Source organism: Thermosphaera sp. (assembly GCA_038827615.1).
In the GTDB taxonomy this organism is placed as follows: domain Archaea; phylum Thermoproteota; class Thermoprotei_A; order Sulfolobales; family Desulfurococcaceae; genus Thermosphaera.
This window is the reverse complement of record JAWBNK010000001.1, coordinates 1,098,523-1,121,258: the sequence shown is the minus strand read 5'-3', so window position 1 is coordinate 1,121,258 and position 22,736 is coordinate 1,098,523. Positions and strand designations below refer to the sequence as shown.

Sequence of the window (22,736 nt, the reverse complement as noted above, 5' to 3'; positions counted from 1 at the left end):
TGTTTTGACCGTGAAGCTCAGGGTTTTAGGCGGCGGAAGAGAGGTTGGGAGAGCAGCATATCTCATCGAGGGGAAGGAAAAGATACTGCTGGACTACGGCGTCAACTTCGACGAGAAGGACAACCCCCAGCTCCCCCTCCACGTGCGCCCCATCGATATCGACGCCATAGCCATCTCCCACGCCCACTTGGATCACGTGGGGGCCGCTCCCTACTTGTTCATAACGGGGAGGCCGAGGATTTATTCAACACAGCCAACCCTAGACATAGCTAGGCTCTTAACCATCGACTTCCTAAAGCTCAACGCCGCCGTCATAGAGTACGATATGCTTGAGTTCGAGAAAATGTACTCGAGCACTAGGTTCGTAGACTACCAGGAGTCCGTTGAATCAGGGTTTAAACTAGTCTTCACAAACGCCGGGCACATCCTCGGGAGCACGATGGTGTTCCTGGAGACCTCGACCGGTGAGAGGATCCTCTACACGGGTGATGTGAACAATATTTCAACATGGACACTCTCAGGCGCGGACTTCCTCCCTATGAGCGTGGACACCATAATAATCGAGTCGACATACGGGGGCAGAAACCACCCCAAGAGGCACATCGTTGAGAAAAAGTTCGTCGAGACAATAGAGGAGGTCGTGGACAAAGGAGGCACCGTGTTAATCCCCGCGTTCAGCGTGGGCAGGAGCCAGGAGCTAATGACCCTCCTCTCGAGCGAGCTCCCATACGTTGATGTCTACATAGACGGCATGGTTAAAGACGTGAGCGAAATCTATTTGAAGCACAGGAGGTTTCTGAGAGATCCCTCGTTGTTCACAAAAACTGTTGAAAACGTAAACTTCGTAGTCAAGGCGAGCGAGAGGAAGAAGATCATCAAGAAGCCCTGCGTGATAATCGCGTCGGCCGGGATGCTCAAGGGAGGTCCAAGCGTTTACTATCTCAAGAAGATTGGAGACGACCCTCGCAACGCAGTAGTTCTCGTCAGCTATCAAGCCCCCGCCAGCAACGGTCACAAGCTCCTCGAGAACGGTAAGATACCAGAGCTTAATCTCGAGGAGGTCAGGGCTAGGGTTGAATGGTTCGACTTCTCGAGCCACGCTGGAAGAGACGGGTTGGTAGAGATTATCTCGAGGTACAAGAGCAGCGTTAAAAACGTAATCCTCGTCCACGGCGGCGACGAAGACCAGGAGGTCCTCAGGAAAACTATCTCCGAGAAACTAGGCAACGATGTAAACATCGCAACCCCTAAGACGGGGGATGAATTAGTCCTAACCCAGTGAGAATTTATTCAGCGCCGGGGCGGGGACTCGAACCCCGGACCACCGGGTATCCGCCATACCAGGCTTTCTAACGCGGGTTTCTGCAGGGGCGTACCGTCAACCCCTTTAACAGCCCGGCGCTCTACCGTGCTGAGCTACCCCGGCGCTATTATTGAATAAATCCTTAGCGGGTTTATAAACTCTATACGAAAACAATAGTTTTACCTCTCCCCCACTTTAATCTCTAGGATTCGTTGAAAAGGGGTTCATGAAGAAGTTCACGGTCTCCGTAAACGTTGAAAAACTCTACGAGAGGCTTGTCGAACGCGGTAAGATGTTCGTGAAAGTCGAAGAGATCGCGGGCATACTGTGCATCTCCGAGAAAAGCGCGGGCAGACTGCTCGCCACGATGGCTAGGCAGGGGTTTCTCGAGAAGTGGGGAGGAAGCGTTTATGTTTTGAGAATGGAAAAGAGCTTTAAGGATTTTAAACGCTGACGAAGTCTTCCGGCCTAGGCGGCTCGGGCTTCAACCCCTTCCTCTGCCTGATCTTCGCGATCAAGTCGCTCAGCATGCTGTCGGGGACGTAGGACCACCTGCTGAACTCCTGACCCCATATGGCTTTGCCGGCTGTAACGCTCCTGAGGAGTTCTGCGAGGTCGAACGACTCCGCCACGGGTATCTCAGCCAACACCCTAGCAAGCGCACCGGATTGTTGCACGTCGATGAGTTTTCCACGCTTCTTGGTCAGCACCGTCGTGATGTTGCCGATGAACTCCATGGGGCTTCTGATGTCGAGCTTCATTATCGGCTCCAGTAGCGTGGGCTTCGAAGTCAGGAAGCCCAGGAATATCGCGTTCCTCACAGCAGGGAATATCTGGGCTGGACCCCTGTGGGCAGGGTCTTCGTGCACTATGGCATCGTGCAGCACTACCTTCACTCCCCTGACCGGCTCGTTCGCCAGAGGCCCCTCCTTCATGGCGAGCCTGAAGCCCTGAACTATCGTGTCCTTAATCTCGCGCAAGTGCTGAACACCCGATGTCATGTCGACGAGCAGGTTGATGTTTTCATCTATAGCCCATATCCTCCTGGCTTCATCAGCGTCCCATCCGGCTTGATCCCTGAGGATCTTAGCTCTCTCCCTAGCGTCCATATCCTCCGTGATGATCCCGTCTTGTATCAACCTTATCGTCTCCTCGTTCAGCGGTGAAACGCTGATGTAGAACCTGTTGTGCTTGTTGGGCGACTTGCCCTCGTAAACCTGGCTCCTGTCTCTAACAGTCTCCCTGTACACGATAACTGGTTGCGAGGAGACAACGTCTAACCCGTACAAGTCCTTGAGGAGCGTCAGAGCTATCTCAATGTGTAGGGTGCCAACTCCGCTGAGCAAGTACTCGCCCGTTTCCTCGTTGATCTTGATTATGAGGCTTGGGTCCTCAATGCTGAGCTTGTGTAGCGAGTCGATGAGCTTCGTAAGCTGCGAGGGGTTCTTAGGCTCTATCGCGACTGTCACCACGGACTCGGTAATCATTCTAAGCTTCTCGAAAGGCGTCATGAAGTCTTTGTAGGCCATGGAGACTACGGTTTCACCGGAGCGAGCCTTGTCGGCGCCCAGTATCGCGGCTATGTTGCCGGCGGTGATCTCGTCGGCGAGCTCCCTGTACAATCCCATGTAGAGGCTTACCTGGAGGACCTTCTGCGGGATGCGCGCGTTTACGAGCCAGACTTCTTCTCCAGGTCTCACTGTACCAGAGTAGACTCTCCCAGTCGCCACTAACCCGGCGTGAGGGTCGACTCTCACGTCGTTGACGAGCATCACTAAGGGACCGTTTGGATCGGCCTCCATCATATACTTTGCGAGCTCGCTGTTAGGGTCTCCATGCCATATCTTCGGGATTCTGTACTTCTGCGCGTCCCTCGGGTTGGGAACGAACTTTACAACCATGTCGAGGATTGCCTCGTGAAGCGGCGCAGCCTTCTGTAGCTCGGGTACAGCGTCCTTGCCCCTAGTGTAGACATCCACGACGTCCGAGAACTTGATGCCCCTCTGCTGGGCCATGGGGATTGTGAACCCCCACCGATCCCTTGCAGAACCGAATGCTACTTGTCCCTTGGCAGGGTCTAGCTGCCAAGCCTGCTGGAACTCTTTATCAGCGTAATTGGCTATGAGGGCGTTTACATCCCTGATTATTTGGACAAGCCTCTGCTGTATCTCGTTCGGCGAAAGCCTCAGCTCCTTTATCAACCTGTCAATCTTGTTTACAAATAGGATTGGTCGAACCCTCTCCTCCAGGGCGACGCGGAGGTACATCTCGGTCTGAGTCATTACTCCCTCCACAGCGTCTACGACGACTATTGCTCCATCGATGACTCTCAGCGCACGAGTGGTTTTTGCTTGGAAATCAACGTGTCCTGGAGTATCGATCAAGTTGATAACGTATGGCTTGCCCTTGGACTCGTGGTACAAGCTGACGTTAGCGGCTTTAACCGTCATCTGCCTCTTCTGCTCGACATCCAAGTAGTCGAGAGCTAGTGCTTGACCAGCGATCTTCTCGGAGATTATTCCAGCAGCTCCCAGAAGCGAGTCTGAGAGCGTGGTCTTACCGTGGTCTACGTGAGCGGTTATTCCCACGTTTCTAACTTGCTCGACATTCTTCATTATCTTGAGTACTTCGCTAGTCTGCTTATACCTAACCATGATGCCTCAACCCATGTTCACATGGATAAGCATTTGATGCTTAAATCAATAATTTTATAAACGAATTATAAAGATTTACCAAGCCGTCCTTACTCAGGGGAGTCGCTACTTACCCGGGCAGTGAAATCCTTGAGCTTCTCCTCCAACTGCTTACGAGCATACTGGATCGCGTTCTCGACAAACTCCTCATAATTGACAACGTGGCCTAAAGCCCCCCTCACGCCGACGTCTATGGCAATGTTCAACGAGTCTCCTTCTCTCTCGATGCTGACTACGATTGAAAAATCCTCGTCAACTGGGAGGTGTTCTCTAAGGTATGCGTTGACGGCATCCTCGACTGAGGACGCGATCTCCTCCATTGCTTCGAGAGATATGTCGTTGATCCTAAGGTTGAGCTTCCTAGGCCTGGCCAACCGGAATCCCGTATTTACCGAGGGCTTCCTTAAGCTTTGCCTCCAGCTCGCTTATCTGCTTCACCAGGAAGTCTATCTGCTTCTTGTACTTATCCCTCTTCAAGCTCAGTATCTCCTTCCTCTCCTCCAGCTCCTTTATCACGTCGCTCTTCGTCTTCTTCACCAAGATGTGCCCTACCACCTTGTAGAGCTCAGCTCCGTCTTCAAGTCCCTTGACAGTGTTCAACACAGTGTCGACGTCGGTTAACTCGGCCTCCGTCAGCTTAAGCTCAGCATCTATTTTGGCGTGGGTCTCCTTAAGGGTTTGATATTGAACTATTAACTGTTGAACCTCGGGCGGAAGCGCTTTCCTGCTCATTCACGAATCCCTCACTCATCTCCAGCAACATGGTAATTAATCCTATAAAGCTATTGTGTAGGGCTCTTAAAATATTTATTTCAGAAGAAGACATCTCCAGCAGGAGTGAGCCCTCCTTGCACTCGACCGTTACGACGACCTCCTCGGGAGCCCCGGCTGCCTCTGGCTTCAGCGCTTTCTCCAGAGACTTGCAGACGCGTTCATCGAGGCCTTCCAGGACATACTCTACGCTATACTCGTTCATTGATCACTACCTTGTCGACTCTGAACATGGGGCCTGTTTCAACGTTGTGTCTACTGTAAAACCTCACCTCGATCCCCCTGTTCTCCCTGAGCCTCAAAACTATGTCTGGATTACTGCTCACTGCTCTAGAAAACACCATTAGAAGCAGGTCTGCTAGGCTGAAGCACTCGTTTCCAACACATCCTTCATAGTCAACACTTATCGTCGAGGCTTGGCTCGTTTTAACGGCGCTGGGGTTTTCGCGAGACAATCTAACGCCTCTAATAGTAGCCCACCCAACCTCCCTCCCCTCGGGGCGCGAAGCCCCGAGGTCAACGTGGTAGAATTTCAACCGCGACGGATTCCCATTCTTCTCCTCTACGATCAGCAGCCATTTATACTTGAGTAGATAAGTCTGCGTAATCAGTTCCTGAAGAGTCTTCTTACCCCTGATAACTCTCAGGGCGAAAGGAATCGTGCTGGCCAAATCCTTTACAAAGCTCCGGGTTCTCTGAGAAGACCTGTGAGACGTGGTGATTAGGATCAAAAACTTACTCCCTAACCACAACATTGGGGAAGTATCTTGCCACCTCGGTTTTCGGCAAGTATGCGCCGCCAGCCCACTTGTTGCCGCACTTCCTGCACATCCATATCCCGGTCGACACCCTGACGACCTTGCCCTGGTACCCGCAGAACGGGCACTGGTGGGGCGCGTAGCGTTTCATCAATATGTCCCTGACCTTCTTCCTGAGAGTGGACCCGTATCTAGTTCCATATCTTCCAGCGATCTTTACGACTTTGGTTCTCCCCATATCAGCCACCACGTAATCACTGATTATTCTCTAACGGTTTCATGTAGTCACTGGGATTATTTAATATTTTCCTTATTAAATCTATAATGACCCTTCCCCGGTTGAACGCTATTTCAACGGCTTGATCGAGCAATCTTCTTTCAAGCCCCAGCACTCCTTTCTTCTGTATTCCACAGATCCTCCCTTTCTCGTCAACAGCAATGGTTATGAAGGAATTCAACACAAGCTCCTCTTCCACGGATGGATCCACAACTATGACGTCGTCGTGAATACCCATTGTAACAGTAGCCACAAGCGTGTTGACGGGTAAAGGCGTAGTGTGCCTCTTGTTGTCGACCACGTAGACTCCCGGCTCTTTCTCCTCATAGTAGGGCATCTTCGCCGTGGCGAGCGCAAGCATGCTTGATATCATGCTCGCGTCAACAATGTTTCCACCGTAATCTATTAAGTATATGTCGTTGAAAACCACCCAGACTTTTCTGCCAGGTGCCACGACGAGTTGTTTGAAATCGATCGCCTTTGGTTCGCGGAGGCTCCTGTCTATAACCCTCGCGACCTCGATAGAGTTCTCGTCGGGGGGACCGGGCTCGAACGTCTGAGAGGCAAGCGGGACGAACTCGGCGTGAACCTGTAGCACTCCTTCGTCAGGCCTATCCGGGAAGGGTTCTCCCAGCTCTATCTTCACCCCAGTTACTACCTGTGTTGTCCCAAGGATAACGTGTGCGCTTCCCTCAGCTTTTTCAATCGGGTTTAAGTAAACGCTTATAGGCCTGTAGTCTAGGAGGCCTCTCCCGTCGATCCTCTCTCCTTTCTTCAATAGTCTGAGTATCGTCTCAGCCTGCATCCTAGGGAGGATGGGTTCTTTAATTGGTGTAATGCTCATCTACTTCACCTCTTCGAACGCCTTAATGTATTTAGCGTAAAGGGCTTCCTTCACGGCTTTGTAAACAGCCTCAGCGCCCTTCCAAGCCAAGTCGACTGCGGCTTTAAACTCCTCGGGGGTTAACACGCCGTTCAACTGGAGAAGCATTATCTCCCCTATATTGGGTGCTATTCCCACGGGGAGGTCGGCTTCGCCGTACTCATCCTCTAGCTCGTTGATATCCAGGACGAGGTTTCCCTCGATCTTGCCCACTGCCACCCCGACTACCAGGTCTTTCATCGGTATTCCCGCGTCAGCGAGGGCTGTTGAAGCCGCGGTGAGTCCAGCGGTCCTGGTGCCGCCGTCGGCTTGCAGGACTTCTATGAAGACATCTATGGAGGTCCTGGGGAACTGCTCGGTGAACACCACTGCTTCCAGCGCCTCCCTGATTACTTTCGACAATTCTATCTCCCTTCTCGACGGGGCCGGCGATTTCCTCTCGCTAGTCGAGAAGGGCGCCATATGGTATCTCACCCGAAGCGATGCCCTGTCGGGGAGCGCTATGTGTCTAGGTAGAGCCTCCCTGGGGCCGAACACTGCGGCCAACACCTTGGTCCCGCCGTATTCAACCAGGGCGCTTCCATTGGCGTTCTTCAAGACTCCAACCCTGATCCTCACGGGGCGGAGTTCGTCGAATCGTCTCCCGTCTATTCTCAATCCATCATCTCGTATCAGCTTAGGCCTACTGCTCAACGCTGCTTCCACCTCCTCCGATCCTCTTCTCCAAAAACATTTTTACTTCCTCTGTTAAACCACGAACATGGGCTTTTAACTCAATTAGTTTAATCGCCTGTATTAAAACCTTAGCTCTATTCTCATCTGGGCACTTCAGCCACACGAAGCCGTTCTGAGCTATCGTTATATCGCAGCCGCTCATGGAAGTAAGAATGTTGTGCATGCTCCCCTTCTTCCCTATGAGCCTTGGCACCTTGCTCGGCTTCACATCTACTACTATGCCTTCAACGATTTTGCCAAGACCCTTCCCCTTCACAGTTATAACTGGATCGCGCGTTCTATCGAATAAAGAAATCCTACCCACTACGAAATCCCCTATGTCGAGGTAGTTTCTCAAGTTGTGGAGCAGGGGATTGAACCCCTCTATAACTTCGCTAGCGTTTAACACTCCCGGATACGGGCTCCTGATGTCCAGGGTCCAAGCCGTGACTCCAACGTTTTCCACGATTCCGATGACCAAGTCATCTTTCTTGGGAATGTAGACGCCCTCGAGCGGTATTACCTGTAGATCCTCGCCGTTAACGTTGACCACTCCGATGACATCGCTGAATACTTTGTTGCCGAGTATGTATATGTGTTTCTCGGGTATCTTCCTGAACCCTATAGGTTCTGACACTTCCTCGACATAGGCCAGCGTATCACCGGGCCTGACGAGCTGCCTATCCGCAACTATTATCTTGAGCTTCATTTCTCTCCCACGCTCACTATTTTTATTTCTGCAGAACCCTTTGTTAATGCGTTGACTTTATCAATGAATTCTTGTTGCATTCCAGCTGGGATTTCAAGCTCAACGCTCACGCTTCCATCGCTGCCCCAGGTCGACTTCTTCACCACTCCGAGAGACTGGATTGTCTTATAGGACTTGCTGGCGTGCTCGGCGGGTATTCTCACCGATACATATGCTTTAGCAAGCTTTATCGGTATGAACCTGGCTATCTTCGAAACGATCTCTTCGACCTGCTGCTCGGCCGGCTTGTAAGGGTCGATGGTGACTCTCGCCTGCTCCATTGCAAGCTCTATTCTCTTCGCTGGAATAGGTAGCTTCGTCTTCGGGTCGACAGCGTTCTTGGCAATTAGGTTGATAACCTGGTTCTTCTTTTCCTCTAGAAGCTTTCTCCTCTGTTCCGCCGTGAACTGGAGCTCGCCCTTCTTAATGATCTCCAACGCCACGGTCCTAGGGTCGTCTGTCCCGAAAACAGCCTTCAGGGACTCGGGAGAAGCCTTCAAACCCTTCCTAGCATCCTTGTATATGAAGTCTCCGGCGACGACTTCGTCAACGCTTACTTGCTTCCCCTCCTTGATCTTGAGGGCCAAGTCGGGGTCAACGAGGATTTCAAACCGATGTCCCTTAGCCTCATACTTGGCTATAACTAGCTTGTCCTTCACAAAAACCACCATTGCATCAATACCATATATTAAAAGACGTGATTAAAACGATTATTAAAAACAAAACTACTTCTTACTCTCCGGCTTCAACCGGCCCTCTTTCTCCAACTCAGCGATTAGCTCCTCTATCTCCTTCTTGCTGAGTATTCTGAAACGCTTCGTTTCGACATCAATGTATCCTGCCTCGATGTAGTCTTGCAGAGGCCTCCCTTCAACTATAGATGCGATCGCTAACAACCCGAGTTTCACGGTCTCGGGGGCGCTGAGCTCATAGCTGTAGTTCTTCTCGAGGAACTCTGTTACGTTGCCGCTCTTCTCGCCTATCGCCACCCCGTAGTAGCTGAGGTATCTTCCGCTAGGCTCAGTCATGAACAGCTGGGTTCCCTTCTCATCAACTCCCGCAAAGATCATTGAGACGCCGAATGGTCTTACACCGGCGTGCTGAGTGTATGCTTGCTTTACGTCGCAGACCAGCTTCGTCAAATACTCAACGGGGATTGGCTCATCGTAGTAGAACTTGTGGATGAGGGCCTGATGGATAGCGTAGTCTATTAGAATCCTTCCGTCCCCCGCCATTCCTGCGAAGCTAACTCCTATGTGGTCGTCTACCTTGAAGATCTTCTGTATCGCTTTCTCATCAGTTAACGGAGAGATCTTCTGCTTCTCTGCGACGACCACGGAGGCGTTTTTCGTCCGGACTCCGAGAGTAGTCCAGCCCCTTCTAACAGCTTCAAACGCGTATTCTACTTGATATATTCTCCCATCGGGTGAGAATATCGTGATGGCTCTATCGTAAGCCGCAGCCATTGAAAGACCCATAGTTATCGACCCTGTTTAAATAACTCTACATTTTAAGGGAATAATAAGACTTTTCCCATTACACTAGTAATCCCTTATTCAAGATTATAGCCTCTCGCAGCCAACATACAGAGTGAGAGGGGTGTGAGATTGTCGAGGTTTGAGGGTAAAACATGCATTGTAACCGGGGGTGCAAGAGGAATCGGGGCAGCCATCTCGTCAAGGCTTGGACTAGAGGGATGCAGCGTAGCGATCTTCGATATAGACGAGCAATCTGGAGTCCAGAGAGCTAAGGAGTTGAGTGAGAGAGGCGTTAAAGCCCTGTATTACAGAGTAGACGTGTCGAGCGAGAACGATGTATCCCGGGCGGTAGAAGATGTTTTCGCCAGGTTCGGCAGAATCGACGTGCTAGTTAATAATGCGGGAATAGGCTTCACCGGTAGGAGTATTGAGGAGCAGAGCATTGAGGAGTGGAGGAGGATTATAGATGTTAACTTGACGGGGGCTTGGCTGTGTAGCAAGCACGTCGTTAAGTATATGAAGAATACTGGGGGAGTAATAGTGAACATAGCTTCTACGAGGGCGTTTCAATCGGAGCCCAACACCGAACCCTACTCAGCGTCGAAGGGAGGGTTAATAGCCCTTACCCACGCCCTAGCGATCTCGCTCTCAAAGTACAGGATAAGAGTCCTCTCAGTCTCTCCCGGATGGATTGACACGAGCAGGTGGCAGGTTCCCCCGAAAGAGCCGAGCCTAACCCCCCTTGACCACGCGTGGCATCCAGCGGGCAGGGTGGGAAAGCCCGAGGATGTTGCGTCACTAATTGCTTTCCTAGCCTCCGATGAGGCTGAGTGGATGACTGGTGTTAACGTCGTTATCGACGGGGGCGTTACGTCGAGAATGGTTTATTTGGATGAAGAGTTGATAAAGAACTCCATCTCTATACTACTCGGCGACCCCCAGATAGGGGAGGTGGTAATGTCCATTATCTCGAGGGCTAGGAAGGATAAGAGCATAATATATAGGCTGAGGCAGGAGCTTCTTCAGAGCTAGGGAAGGGATAGGAAATATATTTTCTGCAACACATATTATATTGGGGTTGGAAATGAAATGCCCCTACTGCGGTTTTGAAGGAGAGTTCACGAGAATCAAGCAGTGGAGAATGAGATGGTATAGCGTTGAAATGCTGGAGTGCCCCAATTGCCGTGGACGCGTGAACCACTACTCTGGCACGACTCCGACTGGAAAGAGGAGCGAGTTCTACTTCAGAATTGGTCGAAGAAGACAAGCCTGAACGCTCTACAAAAATAGACGACTGTTTTCCCAGACTCTTCAAGGAGTTTTTAACATCTTGGTAGACATCACTATATGTGGATGGTTGCGTAATGAGAGAAGTGAGCTATAGTGACTACTTGAGGTTTCTAGAGGAGAGGAACCACATAGTGATCGAGGATTCAGTCATAGAGTTGAAGCCCGTTAAGATCACGAGATTGTATCCGTTGGATGCTGAACTATCGGACGTCTCAACAACGGTGTGGAGTTTTCCGAGAAGGGGAAAGTGGGCGTCTCACAAGGGGGATTACAGGGGGAATTGGCCACCCCAACTAGTTAGAAGAGTCATCGAATTGTTCAGCAGGCCTGGGCAACTTGTTCTCGATCCAATGATTGGATCCGGAACCACGTGTATCGAGGCGAGGCTGCTGGGAAGGAACTGCATCGGGGTCGACATTAATTACTCCGCAGCGATATTATCTCTCCACAGGCTCTACTGGCTCGAGAAGTATGTTGAGCTAGAGGGGAGGGATGATGAGGCGTCCCGAAACACCCGGAGCACGTGGAGCAGGATTTTCCACGGGGACTCCAGGGAACTATCGTTGATTAAAGATGGAGAAGTAGACTTGGTAATGGTTCATCCCCCCTACTGGAACATCATCAGGTATAAGCATAGGAAAACTGAATGTTCTCCAGGCGATTTATCCTGTGCTGGGAGAATGGAGGATTACCTGACGGTTTTTAGCGAGTTTTCCAGGGAGGCTTACAGGGTGTTGAAACCAGGCGGCTTCATGGCTGTCTTGATAGGAGATACGCGGCTTCGCAAGCACTACGTTCCCATATCCTATCACGTCTTGCGAACCTTGCTGGATGCCGGCTTCATACTGAAGGAGGAGGTAATCAAGATACAGCATAGAATGAAGAAGACGAGAGAGCTTTGGGAGAAGGTCAGAGATAGGGATTTCCTGCTGATAAAGCATGAGAAGCTCTACATACTTAGGAAACCCGTTAAGCCCGATGAGAGGAAAACCTACAAGTATAGTTCAAACATCACGTTCCTCGGTTATGAGCGATCCGAGGTTTGAAAGAAAGATTATCTACAGCTTTTCCCTGGGGAGCTGACCAATCCCCCACACGAGTAGTTGCTTATGAGAAATATGCGGGAAGCGGCTAATGGATCCGTCGGCCTAGATGAGCCTGGCGATCAGGGATGCGGGGGGTGGGATTTGAACCCACGCAGGCCTATGCCAGCGGATCTTAAGTCCGCCCCCTTTGACCAAGCTCGGGCACCCCCGCGTTTTCAAAATAAGTTATCTGTGATCAAGGGTTTAAAACGTTGCTAGTAATCAGATCGTCGCGAAGCAATCATTCCCTCATTTTGGAGCGGCGTCATCATCCATTATTTTGAATCCAATAGTCTCTTATTAAATAGCTTAATGCTTTCCCTCTAATATCTTAACAGCTTTCTTAAGCGTCCCTGTCGTCTTCAAGGGGATTATTAAGCATTTGCATTCATCCTTCTCCAAGGGAGCGGTGAACAAGCTGATTAAGTGCTTAACATATAAGTGGCTGACTCTGAAAACCCCTCTGCTCGAGGCTTCATCGAAGAATATAAGCTGGGGCGATGCTTTAGCGTGTGCGGTTCTCCCGTAGTAGTGAATAAACAATCGTTCAATGTGTTCTTCGATGCTCTCTTTGGACGGCTTTCCCTCGCAGACTATTGAGAAGACAACATATCTCTTTCGGGGTTTCAAAACCGTGGATTGCCTGTTCTCGACTAGGCTCCTCCAAGCTCGCAATACTCTGCGAACCCTCTTCAAATATATAGATAAGACTATGATGATGACTATCTGCCCTAGGAATAGGATGGTTAGTAAGCCTGTGAGCAAGCTATCCAAAACGCCTCACCTTTCTCGAAACAATCAGGTATGGGTGATTTGTTAAGGCTAGGATTGCCTCGGCTTCAGGGAAGTCGAGGAGGAGTGATAACAATGCTGTAAGGGACCTGGGATGAGCCAGCTCACTCCATTTAGTAGCACCTGATCCAACTATGATGGGAATTTTCCTCCTAAGAGCTAGGTTAACTCTGCGGTAGACCTTGGCGAGAGTGGTTTCATCGGCTTCTCGCAAGTCACTGAGCCAGATCTCCAATGGTTTTCCATAGTACTTCATCACTGAGAACTGTTTCTTATCGAAAACCTCTACGTTGTCTAGAGACATGACTAGGGAATCTATTCTACTATCGTGTGCGCCCCATCTTGCAGAGGCGGTGTCGCGGGGGACTACGGAGATCACGATAGTATTTCCCGGGAGCTCCTTGAGCGATTTCTTCAGCTTATCGAGATTGCCTGGCGCTAGGGTTTTCTTCCTCGCGATGTTTATCCCGACCTTTTCGCTACTAAATTCTTCACAGGCTATTATTGTGTAGCCGAGCATCCTGGCGGTTTCAACTAGTTTCTCGTCGCATTTCTTAACGGCGATGTCAATGAACATTACAGCTCGACCAGTGTTAAATACTCCGCACTATTTAGGATCCAGGGGTTATCAAAATATTAAGCCTATTTCCCTCAGCGCGTTTCTAACGTCTTCCTCCCTCTTAGCGTTCGAGAAATGTACCACCACCTTAACTATGTCGTCCGAGTCTAGGATCTTCATTCTCCCCATGAAGGCATCCTGCTTGCTGAACCTCAAGTGGAGCCTACCGGTGCTAGCGTCGTATCTAAGCCTGAAGCTTGCTGATAAAATGCTCTTCTCGACGGCGGGCAGGTTTTCAGAGTAATATTTTAGAAAAACCCTTCCCTCTTTAGAAGCCGTTTTCAACAACACGATTTTGTTTCCGTAGAAGCCGTAGTGGACTTCTTCAACAATCTTAGCTTCCGGGCGTAGCTCGGGGGGGATGAGGTTAAAAAGGGCAGTGCGGACCTTATCGCAGTTTTCAGTAGAATGGCATGAAGCGGAGAGTTCAACGGATTTAACTACTACTTCTCGTTTATCTTTTCTGCTACCTGCCATGGGTCGCGGGCTCCTCTGCTGGCTTCGTGCCTCTTCTTCAATAACCTTTCCTTCTGCTTCCTCTTCCACTTATAGTTGGTCGTCCCCCTGACTCCGCGGCTCTTTCTCAACCCCCGCATCTTCTTCCCGGGGCTCGTTAACCCTCTGAAGACCCTTCCCCTGTTCTGCGGCTCGCAGATCCACTTGATCTCAGGGTCGCTGCAGATGGATGGGTGATGCGGGTCTACGAGTATTACTTCATACCACTTGTACCGCCCGTCCTCAGCAACGTAATAGCTGTTTAACACCTCCAGCCCGGGGAACTTCCTAGCAGCTCTCTCCTCGGCAATCAGTCTTATGCTCTTAGCGGGCGCGTATCCGTACACACCCATTCTCTTAGGTCTTCTGCCGCTGACGGGACGGGGTTTCCTCTGACCTCCCTTCCTGACTCTCACTCTAGCTATTACGAATCCAGGCTTGGCTTTATACCCGAGTTCATGTGCCTTATCCAGCCTCGTGGGTGTTTCAACCCTCACTACGGATGGCTGGCGCCTCCACTCTATCAGCCTCTGCCTCAGTAGCTCCTTCATCTCCCCCTGGTACGTCTTCTGCCAAAACTCTGCGATATAGTGGTAAACGCTCTTCGCCATGGCTTAAGCACCAATACTAAGGGTTATTATGATTTTATACGGGGTTTATAAAGTATGGTTATCTGATAATACGCTGGTGCGCACCTGGATGCCTCCACCGGAGCGTATCGTTGGCATAGTAGGGAAGACGAACGTCGGCAAGTCAACACTGTTCAGCGCTTTAACGATGGTTCCCGTTAAAATAGCAGACCACCCCTTTACAACAATTGAGCCGAACATCGGGGTAGGATACGTTAGAACCCCATGCGTCCACGTAGAGTTGGGCTTGAAACAGTGCAATCCCAGGAGCGGGTTCTGCGTCAGAGGATACAGGTTTATCCCCGTTAAAATAATGGATGTTGCCGGGTTGATCCCCGGAGCGAGTAGGGGGAGGGGGCTAGGGAACAAGTTCATGGACGACCTAAGGCAAGCCGACGTCTTAATTCACGTGGTCGACGCATCCGGGGGAACGGACCTCGAGGGGAATCCGGTGAAACCCGGGACTCAAGACCCCTTGGAGGAGGTAGAGTTAATTATTAAAGAAATAAATGAATGGTTCATCTCCGTGATTAAAAGAGTATGGGATGCTAAGATATCGAGAAATATATTATCAACACCCAACCCCTTAGACCTAATAACCCAGAACCTCTCAGGGCTCAGCATTAGAAAACAACACGTTGTCGAAGCCTTGAGAACCAGTGGGCTGGATTCGAAGCCGTTCAAAAACTGGTCAGCAAGCGATATCGAGGAGTTCGCTGTAAGGCTTAGAGAAATAAGTAAGCCTATAGTTATCGCTGCGAACAAGATAGACCACCCAGTCGCTTACGATAATATCGAGAGGTTGAAGAAGAAATACGGTGGCGACGTGAAGCCTGTGAGCGGACTAGCGGAGATGATTCTCAAGAAAGCAGCTCAATCCAACATCATTGATTACCTACCGGGCGACCCTAGCTTCGTCCTTAGACCAGGGTCCAGGATAACTAGCGAGCAGGCGAAAGTGTTGGAGCTCATTAAGACGAACGTGTTGGACAAGTATGGGTCGACCGGCGTTCAAGACCTGCTCAACTACGCCGTGTTTGAGAAGTTGGGGTTAATGGTTGTCTACCCGGTTGAAGACCAGAACAAGTTTACTGATCATTCAGGGAACGTTCTACCTGACGCCTACCTAGTCCCGAGGAACACGAATGCCCGGGAGCTCGCATACATGGTTCACACCGACCTTGGAGACGGATTCCTCTACGCCATTGAGGCTAAGAGGAAGGAGAGGATAGGAGAGACCCATGTCTTAAGGAACGGCGACGTAGTCAAGATAGTATCAGCGAAGTCTTAACGAGCGCGTTTTTCAGCGGTTTTCCTCAGGCTCTCCCAGTGCTTGACCGCCTCACGATAATAGTAGTCGTCGCCCTTCCTTTCACCGAAGAAGTCCAGCCCCTTCTCCTCCAGTATCTTCTTCAGTTCGCGAGCCTCGCTCTCAGAGACCTCCCCCCTCCTCACCATATAGTCCACGACTTCGAAGGCTTCTTCGATGGTTTTGCATCTTCTAATGTAGTCGACTACTGAGGGCACGTACCCCCTCCAAGGGTCGAGAGAGCTCTGATCAAACTTCACGCTGAGACTCTTGCCCTCGCCTTTCACGATCTCCCTGTAAAGATTGGGGAACTTCCTCCTGAACTCATCTAACTCGTAGCTCATCTCTACCCTCTGATTAATTTCTTATGTTTAAAAGCTAATAACGCTATTCTCGCCTAGCAGGGTAAACAGTCTTAGACGGGACATCCTCGTATACAACGGTTCCCGGGAGAATCCACGAGTAGGACCCTATCTTAACCCCCGGCATGAGTGAAACGTTTACACCTGTTTTCACATAACCTCCAATGATCGCGCCCAGCTTCAACCTCTTCGTGTCCTCGACAACATCCCTTACCCTCATTTTAACTGTTTTTTCATCAAACCTCAAGTTAGCCGTTATAGTACCCGCCCCCAGGTTCACGTTCTCGCATACTACGCTGTCCCCGACGTACGCCAAGTGGCTTGCCCGCACGTTTTCAAATATAACGCTTTCCTTAACCTCTACGTTGAACCCGATCTTAGAGCCCCCGCATACTACGCTGTAAGGCCTTATCCTAGCGTTAGGCCCTATTTCAACATTCGAGTCGATGTAGACCGGGCCCTCCAGCGACGAGAAAGAGTGTATTATCGAGCGCTCTCCGACATAGACGTCTCCAACCACTCTAACAGGTTCTTCGATAATTCCTTTCACCTCTTTCTTCAGGTTTTTAAGAGCCAGCTTGTTAACCTCTATTATATGCCAGGGTCTGCCGATATCCATCCAAGCATTCCTCGGCAGGACGAACACGCTCACGTCTTTTTTCTCTGCTATCTTATTCACGATGTCAGTGAACTCTAACTCCCCTCTAATGCTTGCTTCAATGTTCTTGTTTTCATCAATGTCCCTGGTGTTAAGCTTGTAGACGCCGGCATTAGCGATATTTGAAGGGGGATGGGCTGGTTTTTCAATAATGCTTTTCAAACGTCCTCCTTCAAGCTCTAGAACACCGTAGTGCTCCGGGCTGTCTACCATTGCCCCGAGGATGACCGATTCTCTAGAATCAATAATCTCCTTGTAGATACCCGGGTCCTCCAGGAATATATCCGAGTAGATTATTAAGACGTCCTCCCCATGGGGCAAGTGCTCGAGGGCTTTAATCACGGCATCCCCAGTGCCCATGGGGGGATCCTGCACAACGTATTTAACTTTATATTTTTTCGGCAAACCGTTCACGTACTCTATGATTTTATCCTTCATGTAGTTAACGACGATGACGGCTTCATCAATGTTCAACGCGTTCAGCCATTCTAAGTGCCAGCCTATGAGCGGCTTGCATAGGACGGGTATTAATGGCTTCGGCCTTGTCTCAGTTATCGGTCTTAACCGCACCCCGTTGCCCGCTGCTAGAATAATTGCTTTCATGAACTACTCACAATAATAGAATAGAGTAAGTGAATGATTTATAAAGAAGACTTGCCGAGCTACTTGGACTTCAATTGAACAGGGGATATGACAACGGCCGGCTTCGGACCCTCCTCTGTGGGGATCATGAGTAGTTTCGACTTGTAAACTTCCACTCTCCTTATCGGATATATCTTTCTAGCCGCCTCTGCTACTTCGTTCGAGATTTTTCCGCTTAAAATCTCGTTGACGAGCTCGTCCATTGTGAGCTCCGGGGCTTTCGACATGATGTAATCTCTCATTATCTTTCTTATGGACTTCTTCTGGCTTGTTTTGCACCTGAAACTCGTCAACGCTACTATAGTAAGTCTCAACACGAATCCATCCTTAGTTGTCACGTCGAATATTCCCTGGATCTTACTGCTCTTCCTCCTGATCAAGCTTTTCATGTAGTCGCGAGCTAGCTCGTGCCCCTTAAACCTGGTGTAGGCCTTACCCCCATCGACGGTGACGACTTGGAAGTAGAGCTTAACGTGAACCTGCGATATATCCCCGGTTAAATCGTAGAGAGTCGTCTCGACGACCCTTCCCACCAGCTTTTCGGGCTCGTCTGCTGGAGTAGACCCCAGGGATATCTCTCCAAACGCCTTAGGCGCAAGTATTTCAAACCACTTCTTCATCTTCCACTTGTCGCGTGCAGTATACTTTGCCTTCGCCGGCATAAACACCACTTCTTCTCGTCTAGGTAGGGTTTATATCGTTTTAGGGGTTATTTAAACATTGCCAAGCTCTCCGCTATTTCAAGGAGCTTTAAAACCTCATCGACGCTCCCTTTAAGGGTTCTCAACCCCTTCAGTCCTCTCGGAGCTGTGAAAACAATCTCGTACTTGCTCAAGTCATCCAACCTCTCCACTATGCTGACATCCCGCGGAGGGATCGCATTATCCGGGTGTAGCATTCCGTAGGCCGATTTAATGAAGACTTGGCTGGGGGAAGCAATCTTCACGATTGATCTAAACGTTGCTGGTCACCGCGCAAATTTGTACTTCGTCGCAGGATTCATAGGCTTTACTTGGCTCCACCCCGATCCTCAACAGTTCTCTAAGAACCGTGTACGTCCCTCCGTTGTATATTATTGATACAGGGGTCTTACTATTCGGCATCGGCATTTCATTAGCAATATCAACTATCAAGTCCGGTCTCTCAATGAACCCTTCCACGTCGACCGGCTTGCCGTTCAATAACTGCTCCGGGATCGCTGAGCCGAGAAGTGCGGCTACTTCATCTATGACCTCCTCATAAATAGAGAGTACTTGAGTGAACAGGGCTTGTTGCGCGTAGCCCAAGGTCTTGAATACGTTTTCGCGCTTTAAACTAGTGAAAACTAGTATGGAACCCATCACTTCCAATAGCTCGATCTGCCCCACTTCTGTGAGAATAGTGTGGTTGAAGCCTATTAGCCTCATTAAATAGTTTTTCAAATAATCCTGGGGGATGTTTATGGATTTTTTGATCAAGTTGGTAAGCTCAACTATCGTTGAACGCCCCTCATCTGTGGAGATGTCTATTGGTTGAAGCCTGTTTACATCGGCAGACTTGGTGGCTTTCTTCAGGAAATCCTCTACCCTGTCTCGTAGGCCTGTGAAACCGGGAAGGAATGGAATCAACGTTCTCGCAAAAGACTTTGCGAGGCCGACTCTTTTATGACCCCATAGCTTAATGCCTATTTCCTTACCCATCTCCTTGCTCACTAAGAGATAGTTTGAAATGCTTTGTTCTAAGCCTTTGAAACCATCTTGACCGGTATCAAGGTTTCTGTATATTCCACTTATTAAGGCGAGAATCTTATCCCATTTGTCAACACCGAACATCTCGTCCAGTACAGTGACTACTAGGCCGCTAATGCTGGTATCCCTCATTGGCTCCAGTGAAAATTGCTTTGAGGATTGGACGGGCTTGAGATTGATGAGGAGTTGCGGCTCTCCGGGCTCGTCAATAATGTATTTCGGATCAAAATTCACTTTAACATCATAGCCGTGGAGAGCCAGGTTTTTCAAAATGATAGCGCTGGCCAGGAGGGAGTCCAAGTCGGTGCTTGGAATTATCCTAAAACTCTGTTCTCTCTGGATAAAGTTGATGAACTCCTCCTTACCCACGAAAACACACCAGCTGATTAAAAGTTAAGGGCGGGATTCAGTAATAAGGATAACCTTATTGAGAGGGCTGTTGCGCGAACGAATAAATACCGCCGGATATTAGGAGCTTCGCCTTCTCAGGGTCGTACTTCCAGTCCGATGGTAGAACGCCGATCCTCTTATAATACTTAACCAGTCTATGGATCTTCGACTCAACCTCTATCAACCCCTTCTTGCTGTGGTAATCCTTCGGATGCTCGCTTAAATGCCTTCTGAGGTTAACGGCCTTCTGCATTAAAGACATGAGGTCCTCGGGAATAGCGACTTTGACGCCGTGCTTGCTCAATATCTCTACAAGCTTCTTCCCCGTTACTTGTTTAACGAGCGGGATTCCATACTGATCCCTCAGTAAGACGCCGATCATGGATGGAGTGTAACCTTTCTTCGCGAGCTCGACTACTAAGAGCTCTACATCGCTAGGGCTCATGTCTAGCTTCAGCCATCTCGGCGGACCAGCTCTCGCCGGCCTGTTAGAGTGTGATTGACCACGGTCTCTCTTCTTGTTCATATGAACACCTTGACTCTAAAGCACTGCTAACTGAAATCCATATTAAAAACGGGTTTTAAATTTATTCAGTCCGTAACCCGTGTTCTCTGAGAAAGGAGAAAACTCCTTCAACGGCCTTCGCTCTGTGGCTGAACAGGTTTTTCTCCTCAATGCTCATCTCAGCGAATGTTTTATCGGAGCCGTCTGGGATGAAAACCGGGTCGAAACCGAAGCCCTTGTCCCCTCTGGCTTCATGAGCTATGTGCCCGCACACTTCTCCCTCCTTGACTACGAAATACGGCTCGTAAATCAGCACTGCAACGGATTTAAAGCATGCTCTTCGGTCTGCGATATCCTTCATCAGCTTCAGTAGGCCTTCGACTCCTATCGTCTTGTAGACGAAGCTACTATATGGTCCCGGGAACCCGTTTAAAGCCTCCACGAACAAGCCGGCGTCTTCCACTAGAATGGGCTTGCCAACTTCCCCATATGCTTGAATAGCAGCCGTTCTGGCTATGACTCGCAGGTCGTCTGATTGTACTTCAAACTTGACTCCCGGGTACTGCTTGAGAACAAACCCGTATTTCGATGCTATGGGTTTAACCTCGTCAAATTTGTGCTTGTTTCCAGTAGCGAAGAATACCTCACTCGGATACATACCTCTCCCTCATGACGCTCTTCCTGAGCTCTCTGTCGACATATCTCCCTCTCACCCTTATCTCGAGAAACCTGTTCTTAACTTCTTCGAAGCTACCCTTGAAATTATCCCTGTACGAGTGCAGGAAGGAAGCCATGAATCTATCGGCCAGTGAAGGATACATAGCTAGGAGGTTCCGGTTTAGTAAGTGAAGGTCTATGGCGTATTCCTCCACGTCATCGCTATACCCGGCCAACCCGAAGTCTATGATGAATACTTTCTCTCCACTATAGATGGTGTTGGACAAGGTTAGATCTCCGTGGTAGATTTTATTAGAATGCATTATGGCGACTTGTCTCCCCAACTCCCCGGCTACCCTACTCAATTCTGAATCGCTGAGGGAGCCTATTATCGAGGAGAGCGAAACCCCCTTGACGTATTCGATAACTAGGACCCCGTTCTTAGCGTCAACGATGATTGGGGCTGGAACGTTGAGACCTATGCTGCGTAAGTGAGCGAGTATTCTCGCCTCCACTCTGGTCCTATGCTCCTTGAATACTTTGTTGAATAATTCATGCCTATACGGCTTATCCAGCCTCTTCTTAACGATGAAGTCTTTTCCGAAGATTTTAACGCGGTATATTACCGCCTCAGCTCCTCTATTATGATAGTTTACAATCCCAGCCACGGGTAAGACCCCTCGTCCAACCTTAACCTCTGCCTTACGAAGGCTTCTTCAGGCTTCACCGAGAAACCGTTGAGATACATTAACAACCCAGTATAGGAGATCATTAATCCATTATCTCCTGCTATATCGGGAGGCGTGCCGTAGTAGGGTATGCCGTGAATCTCCGAGAGCTTCTCAAGCTTCCATTTCAACACCGTGTTAGACGCTACTCCTCCCACGAGGAGGATAGATTTCTTACCTGAGAGAATAAGGCTTCTCTCAGCAACTTCTACCAGCATGTTGAAGGCTGTTTCCCTCAAGCTGTTGCAGATGGCTCCTAGCGTCCTTCTATCTCCTCGAGCATTTCTCGCTCTCTGTAATGCGGCTGTTAGAAGACCCGAAAAGCTCAGATCGCTACCTTTTACAGTGTAGGGTAGTGGGACGAAATCAGGGTTCCACTCTGAGCACAAGTCTACGGCGTGTTTTCCTTCGACCACGTAGGGAGGGGCTATCCCTATTTCACGGGCAAAAGTATCCAACAGGTTTCCAAGGGGGATGTCGAGAGTCTCGCCGAGAACCCTGTATGCTCCATCCTTAGCTACAACGATCATTGTGTTCCCGCCGGAGACGTATATTACGAGCGGGTCTGTGAAACCACTGTAGAGCTTGCCTATCTCGATGTGAGCGATTGCATGGTTAACTGGGACAAGAGGCTTATCGTAGTATGAAGCCAGGAACCTGGCGACGCTCGCGGAGACCCGTAGGCATGGACCCAGACCTGGACCCATTGAGTAGCTCACGACTGAAACATCTTTCAAGCTCACCCCAGCCTTCTCCAGGGCTTGTTTAAGCAACGAATATGCTTTCTCCATGTGGTGATAAGAGGCCTCCCGAGGATGTAAACCCCCCTTTGGCGGCTTATACTGGCTGTTAACGTTTGCCAGTACCTCGACTGCACCGCCCCTGAGCCTTACGATCCCGACTCCGAATGTGTGGCTGGTTGACTCAAAGCCGAGGGAAATTAATTCCTGAGCATGGACCCCCGGGATGTCATAGGGTATCCTGTGGGAGGCGAGGGGGTTCATTCAACCATCTCTTGGTTGAAGTTGGGAGCTGATTGAAAAATCCCGCGCTACTTCGGAGCGTACTCAACGTACCCGCATCTTCCACAGTGCCATCTAGCAACAGGCTTCTGGTGAAAAGCCATGAAGGACCCGCACTTCGGACAGGTCTTGTTCTTCCTCTTTATCGCACCGGATTTGTAATCAACCTCATATAGTTTGTGAACGTAAGGCATTCAACCA

31 protein-coding genes and 2 tRNA genes are annotated in these 22,736 nt (G+C 49.8%); 6 read left to right on the top strand and 27 right to left on the bottom strand.

The genetic code is table 11. The features are described from left to right. Window positions 1–10: 10 nt before the first annotated feature. Window positions 11–1,282, top strand: a complete 1,272-nt coding sequence (locus QXH45_06210; GenBank protein ID MEM2078837.1) for an MBL fold metallo-hydrolase — start codon at window positions 11–13, stop codon at window positions 1,280–1,282. Between the two features lie 12 nt (window positions 1,283–1,294). Here the strand turns inward: QXH45_06210 and QXH45_06205 are convergent. Beyond that, window positions 1,295–1,426 (bottom strand) — tRNA-Asn (locus tag QXH45_06205). Between the two features lie 103 nt (window positions 1,427–1,529). Here QXH45_06205 and QXH45_06200 point away from each other — a divergent pair. Further along, window positions 1,530–1,757 carry a hypothetical protein gene (locus QXH45_06200; GenBank protein ID MEM2078836.1) on the top strand — a complete coding sequence of 76 codons (228 nt, stop codon included), beginning with the start codon at window positions 1,530–1,532 and terminating at the stop codon, window positions 1,755–1,757. Here QXH45_06200 and QXH45_06195 read toward each other — a convergent pair. The 11 genes from QXH45_06195 to psmA all read right to left on the bottom strand — a co-directional run bounded on the left by QXH45_06195 (window position 1,747) and on the right by psmA (window position 9,625). After that, window positions 1,747–3,957, bottom strand: coding sequence for an elongation factor EF-2 (locus tag QXH45_06195; GenBank protein MEM2078835.1), 2,211 nt, complete (start codon window positions 3,955–3,957; stop codon window positions 1,747–1,749). The two genes, QXH45_06200 and QXH45_06195, sit on opposite strands and share 11 nt — an antisense overlap. Window positions 3,958–4,046: 89 nt before the next feature. After that, complete coding sequence (locus QXH45_06190) at window positions 4,047–4,370, bottom strand: DUF3194 domain-containing protein (protein ID MEM2078834.1); 324 nt, start codon at window positions 4,368–4,370, stop codon at window positions 4,047–4,049. After that, entirely contained in the window at window positions 4,357–4,728 is a 372-nt protein-coding gene (locus QXH45_06185; protein MEM2078833.1) for a prefoldin subunit beta, read from the bottom strand. The genes QXH45_06190 and QXH45_06185 overlap by 14 nt, the downstream gene beginning before the upstream one ends. Beyond that, window positions 4,667–4,972, bottom strand: a complete 306-nt coding sequence (locus QXH45_06180) for a hypothetical protein (GenBank protein MEM2078832.1) — start codon at window positions 4,970–4,972, stop codon at window positions 4,667–4,669. The genes QXH45_06185 and QXH45_06180 overlap by 62 nt, the downstream gene beginning before the upstream one ends. Then, window positions 4,959–5,498 carry a ribosomal biogenesis protein gene (locus QXH45_06175; protein MEM2078831.1) on the bottom strand — a complete coding sequence of 180 codons (540 nt, stop codon included), beginning with the start codon at window positions 5,496–5,498 and terminating at the stop codon, window positions 4,959–4,961. The genes QXH45_06180 and QXH45_06175 overlap by 14 nt, the downstream gene beginning before the upstream one ends. Window positions 5,499–5,502: 4 nt before the next feature. Continuing rightward, on the bottom strand, window positions 5,503–5,763 hold the full coding sequence (locus QXH45_06170) for a 50S ribosomal protein L37ae (protein ID MEM2078830.1): 261 nt from the start codon (window positions 5,761–5,763) through the stop codon (window positions 5,503–5,505). Window positions 5,764–5,779: 16 nt separating this feature from the next. Further along, entirely contained in the window at window positions 5,780–6,646 is an 867-nt protein-coding gene (rrp42, locus tag QXH45_06165) for an exosome complex protein Rrp42 (protein MEM2078829.1), read from the bottom strand. Then, entirely contained in the window at window positions 6,647–7,378 is a 732-nt protein-coding gene (gene rrp41 / locus QXH45_06160; protein MEM2078828.1) for an exosome complex exonuclease Rrp41, read from the bottom strand. It lies immediately after the preceding gene. Continuing rightward, window positions 7,368–8,108, bottom strand: a complete 741-nt coding sequence (gene rrp4 / locus QXH45_06155) for an exosome complex RNA-binding protein Rrp4 (protein MEM2078827.1) — start codon at window positions 8,106–8,108, stop codon at window positions 7,368–7,370. The genes rrp41 and rrp4 overlap by 11 nt, the downstream gene beginning before the upstream one ends. Further along, a complete protein-coding gene (locus tag QXH45_06150) occupies window positions 8,105–8,806 on the bottom strand; it encodes a ribosome assembly factor SBDS (protein ID MEM2078826.1) in 702 nt (233 codons plus the stop codon). The genes rrp4 and QXH45_06150 overlap by 4 nt, the downstream gene beginning before the upstream one ends. Window positions 8,807–8,872: 66 nt before the next feature. Further along, window positions 8,873–9,625, bottom strand: coding sequence for an archaeal proteasome endopeptidase complex subunit alpha (gene psmA, locus QXH45_06145; protein ID MEM2078825.1), 753 nt, complete (start codon window positions 9,623–9,625; stop codon window positions 8,873–8,875). Between the two features lie 129 nt (window positions 9,626–9,754). Between psmA and QXH45_06140 the strand changes: the two genes are divergently transcribed. The 3 genes from QXH45_06140 to QXH45_06130 all read left to right on the top strand — a co-directional run bounded on the left by QXH45_06140 (window position 9,755) and on the right by QXH45_06130 (window position 11,961). Next, entirely contained in the window at window positions 9,755–10,657 is a 903-nt protein-coding gene (locus QXH45_06140) for an SDR family oxidoreductase (GenBank protein MEM2078824.1), read from the top strand. Between the two features lie 52 nt (window positions 10,658–10,709). Then, a complete protein-coding gene (locus tag QXH45_06135) occupies window positions 10,710–10,898 on the top strand; it encodes a hypothetical protein (protein MEM2078823.1) in 189 nt (62 codons plus the stop codon). A 91-nt stretch (window positions 10,899–10,989) separates the two neighbouring features. After that, window positions 10,990–11,961, top strand: a complete 972-nt coding sequence (locus QXH45_06130; GenBank protein ID MEM2078822.1) for a DNA methyltransferase — start codon at window positions 10,990–10,992, stop codon at window positions 11,959–11,961. Between the two features lie 126 nt (window positions 11,962–12,087). Here QXH45_06130 and QXH45_06125 read toward each other — a convergent pair. The 5 genes from QXH45_06125 to QXH45_06105 all read right to left on the bottom strand — a co-directional run bounded on the left by QXH45_06125 (window position 12,088) and on the right by QXH45_06105 (window position 14,517). Then, window positions 12,088–12,172 (bottom strand) — tRNA-Leu (locus QXH45_06125). Between the two features lie 137 nt (window positions 12,173–12,309). Next, entirely contained in the window at window positions 12,310–12,774 is a 465-nt protein-coding gene (locus QXH45_06120) for an Rpp14/Pop5 family protein (GenBank protein ID MEM2078821.1), read from the bottom strand. After that, complete coding sequence (locus tag QXH45_06115; GenBank protein MEM2078820.1) at window positions 12,767–13,369, bottom strand: ribonuclease P; 603 nt, start codon at window positions 13,367–13,369, stop codon at window positions 12,767–12,769. Before QXH45_06115 ends, QXH45_06120 begins: the two co-directional genes overlap by 8 nt. Before the next feature lie 51 nt (window positions 13,370–13,420). Next, entirely contained in the window at window positions 13,421–13,888 is a 468-nt protein-coding gene (locus tag QXH45_06110; protein ID MEM2078819.1) for an RNA-binding domain-containing protein, read from the bottom strand. Further along, the gene (locus QXH45_06105) at window positions 13,855–14,517 is read right to left on the bottom strand and encodes a 50S ribosomal protein L15e (GenBank protein MEM2078818.1); all 663 of its coding nucleotides are present in this window, start codon (window positions 14,515–14,517) and stop codon (window positions 13,855–13,857) included. The genes QXH45_06110 and QXH45_06105 overlap by 34 nt, the downstream gene beginning before the upstream one ends. 88 nt (window positions 14,518–14,605) lie before the next feature. Between QXH45_06105 and QXH45_06100 the strand changes: the two genes are divergently transcribed. Then, window positions 14,606–15,826 (top strand): redox-regulated ATPase YchF, encoded by a 1,221-nt coding sequence (locus QXH45_06100; protein MEM2078817.1) that lies wholly within the window; start codon window positions 14,606–14,608, stop codon window positions 15,824–15,826. On the opposite strand, the gene QXH45_06095 is transcribed toward QXH45_06100, so the two are convergent. The 10 genes from QXH45_06095 to QXH45_06050 form a co-directional block, all read right to left on the bottom strand. Further along, complete coding sequence (locus QXH45_06095) at window positions 15,823–16,188, bottom strand: DUF2095 family protein (protein ID MEM2078816.1); 366 nt, start codon at window positions 16,186–16,188, stop codon at window positions 15,823–15,825. The two genes, QXH45_06100 and QXH45_06095, sit on opposite strands and share 4 nt — an antisense overlap. A gap of 43 nt (window positions 16,189–16,231) precedes the next feature. After that, a complete protein-coding gene (locus QXH45_06090; GenBank protein MEM2078815.1) occupies window positions 16,232–17,467 on the bottom strand; it encodes a sugar phosphate nucleotidyltransferase in 1,236 nt (411 codons plus the stop codon). 59 nt (window positions 17,468–17,526) lie between these two features. Continuing rightward, window positions 17,527–18,168 carry a 30S ribosomal protein S3ae gene (locus QXH45_06085; GenBank protein ID MEM2078814.1) on the bottom strand — a complete coding sequence of 214 codons (642 nt, stop codon included), beginning with the start codon at window positions 18,166–18,168 and terminating at the stop codon, window positions 17,527–17,529. A gap of 47 nt (window positions 18,169–18,215) precedes the next feature. Continuing rightward, window positions 18,216–18,452, bottom strand: a complete 237-nt coding sequence (locus tag QXH45_06080; protein ID MEM2078813.1) for a hypothetical protein — start codon at window positions 18,450–18,452, stop codon at window positions 18,216–18,218. Between the two features lie 7 nt (window positions 18,453–18,459). Beyond that, window positions 18,460–19,602, bottom strand: coding sequence for a hypothetical protein (locus tag QXH45_06075; protein MEM2078812.1), 1,143 nt, complete (start codon window positions 19,600–19,602; stop codon window positions 18,460–18,462). Window positions 19,603–19,657: 55 nt separating this feature from the next. Further along, entirely contained in the window at window positions 19,658–20,149 is a 492-nt protein-coding gene (locus tag QXH45_06070; GenBank protein ID MEM2078811.1) for a 30S ribosomal protein S15, read from the bottom strand. A gap of 61 nt (window positions 20,150–20,210) precedes the next feature. Next, window positions 20,211–20,786, bottom strand: a complete 576-nt coding sequence (locus QXH45_06065) for an XTP/dITP diphosphatase (protein ID MEM2078810.1) — start codon at window positions 20,784–20,786, stop codon at window positions 20,211–20,213. Then, on the bottom strand, window positions 20,773–21,453 hold the full coding sequence (locus tag QXH45_06060; protein MEM2078809.1) for a KEOPS complex kinase/ATPase Bud32: 681 nt from the start codon (window positions 21,451–21,453) through the stop codon (window positions 20,773–20,775). Before QXH45_06060 ends, QXH45_06065 begins: the two co-directional genes overlap by 14 nt. Beyond that, on the bottom strand, window positions 21,438–22,517 hold the full coding sequence (kae1, locus tag QXH45_06055) for a KEOPS complex N(6)-L-threonylcarbamoyladenine synthase Kae1 (protein MEM2078808.1): 1,080 nt from the start codon (window positions 22,515–22,517) through the stop codon (window positions 21,438–21,440). The genes QXH45_06060 and kae1 overlap by 16 nt, the downstream gene beginning before the upstream one ends. 47 nt (window positions 22,518–22,564) lie before the next feature. Then, entirely contained in the window at window positions 22,565–22,729 is a 165-nt protein-coding gene (locus QXH45_06050; protein ID MEM2078807.1) for a 30S ribosomal protein S27ae, read from the bottom strand. Window positions 22,730–22,736: the final 7 nt, after the last annotated feature.

Excerpts from the sequence above, each read along its gene's own strand:
- kae1 (MEM2078808.1), bottom strand. The coding sequence starts at position 22,517 with ATGAACCCCCTCGCCTCCCACAGGATACCCTATGACATCCCGGGGGTC.
- QXH45_06085 (MEM2078814.1), bottom strand. The coding sequence starts at position 18,168 with ATGCCGGCGAAGGCAAAGTATACTGCACGCGACAAGTGGAAGATGAAG.
- QXH45_06200 (MEM2078836.1), top strand. The coding sequence starts at position 1,530 with ATGAAGAAGTTCACGGTCTCCGTAAACGTTGAAAAACTCTACGAGAGG.
- rrp42 (MEM2078829.1), bottom strand. The coding sequence starts at position 6,646 with ATGAGCATTACACCAATTAAAGAACCCATCCTCCCTAGGATGCAGGCT.
- QXH45_06115 (MEM2078820.1), bottom strand. The coding sequence starts at position 13,369 with ATGTTCATTGACATCGCCGTTAAGAAATGCGACGAGAAACTAGTTGAA.
- QXH45_06070 (MEM2078811.1), bottom strand. The coding sequence starts at position 20,149 with ATGAACAAGAAGAGAGACCGTGGTCAATCACACTCTAACAGGCCGGCG.
- QXH45_06050 (MEM2078807.1), bottom strand. The coding sequence starts at position 22,729 with ATGCCTTACGTTCACAAACTATATGAGGTTGATTACAAATCCGGTGCG.
- QXH45_06110 (MEM2078819.1), bottom strand. The coding sequence starts at position 13,888 with ATGGCAGGTAGCAGAAAAGATAAACGAGAAGTAGTAGTTAAATCCGTT.
- QXH45_06095 (MEM2078816.1), bottom strand. The coding sequence starts at position 16,188 with ATGAGCTACGAGTTAGATGAGTTCAGGAGGAAGTTCCCCAATCTTTAC.
- QXH45_06065 (MEM2078810.1), bottom strand. The coding sequence starts at position 20,786 with ATGTATCCGAGTGAGGTATTCTTCGCTACTGGAAACAAGCACAAATTT.
- QXH45_06090 (MEM2078815.1), bottom strand. The coding sequence starts at position 17,467 with ATGAAAGCAATTATTCTAGCAGCGGGCAACGGGGTGCGGTTAAGACCG.
- QXH45_06180 (MEM2078832.1), bottom strand. The coding sequence starts at position 4,972 with ATGAACGAGTATAGCGTAGAGTATGTCCTGGAAGGCCTCGATGAACGC.
- QXH45_06130 (MEM2078822.1), top strand. The coding sequence starts at position 10,990 with ATGAGAGAAGTGAGCTATAGTGACTACTTGAGGTTTCTAGAGGAGAGG.
- psmA (MEM2078825.1), bottom strand. The coding sequence starts at position 9,625 with ATGGGTCTTTCAATGGCTGCGGCTTACGATAGAGCCATCACGATATTC.
- QXH45_06105 (MEM2078818.1), bottom strand. The coding sequence starts at position 14,517 with ATGGCGAAGAGCGTTTACCACTATATCGCAGAGTTTTGGCAGAAGACG.
- QXH45_06170 (MEM2078830.1), bottom strand. The coding sequence starts at position 5,763 with ATGGGGAGAACCAAAGTCGTAAAGATCGCTGGAAGATATGGAACTAGA.
- rrp4 (MEM2078827.1), bottom strand. The coding sequence starts at position 8,108 with ATGAAGCTCAAGATAATAGTTGCGGATAGGCAGCTCGTCAGGCCCGGT.
- QXH45_06195 (MEM2078835.1), bottom strand. The coding sequence starts at position 3,957 with ATGGTTAGGTATAAGCAGACTAGCGAAGTACTCAAGATAATGAAGAAT.
- QXH45_06135 (MEM2078823.1), top strand. The coding sequence starts at position 10,710 with ATGAAATGCCCCTACTGCGGTTTTGAAGGAGAGTTCACGAGAATCAAG.
- QXH45_06185 (MEM2078833.1), bottom strand. The coding sequence starts at position 4,728 with ATGAGCAGGAAAGCGCTTCCGCCCGAGGTTCAACAGTTAATAGTTCAA.
- QXH45_06100 (MEM2078817.1), top strand. The coding sequence starts at position 14,606 with ATGCCTCCACCGGAGCGTATCGTTGGCATAGTAGGGAAGACGAACGTC.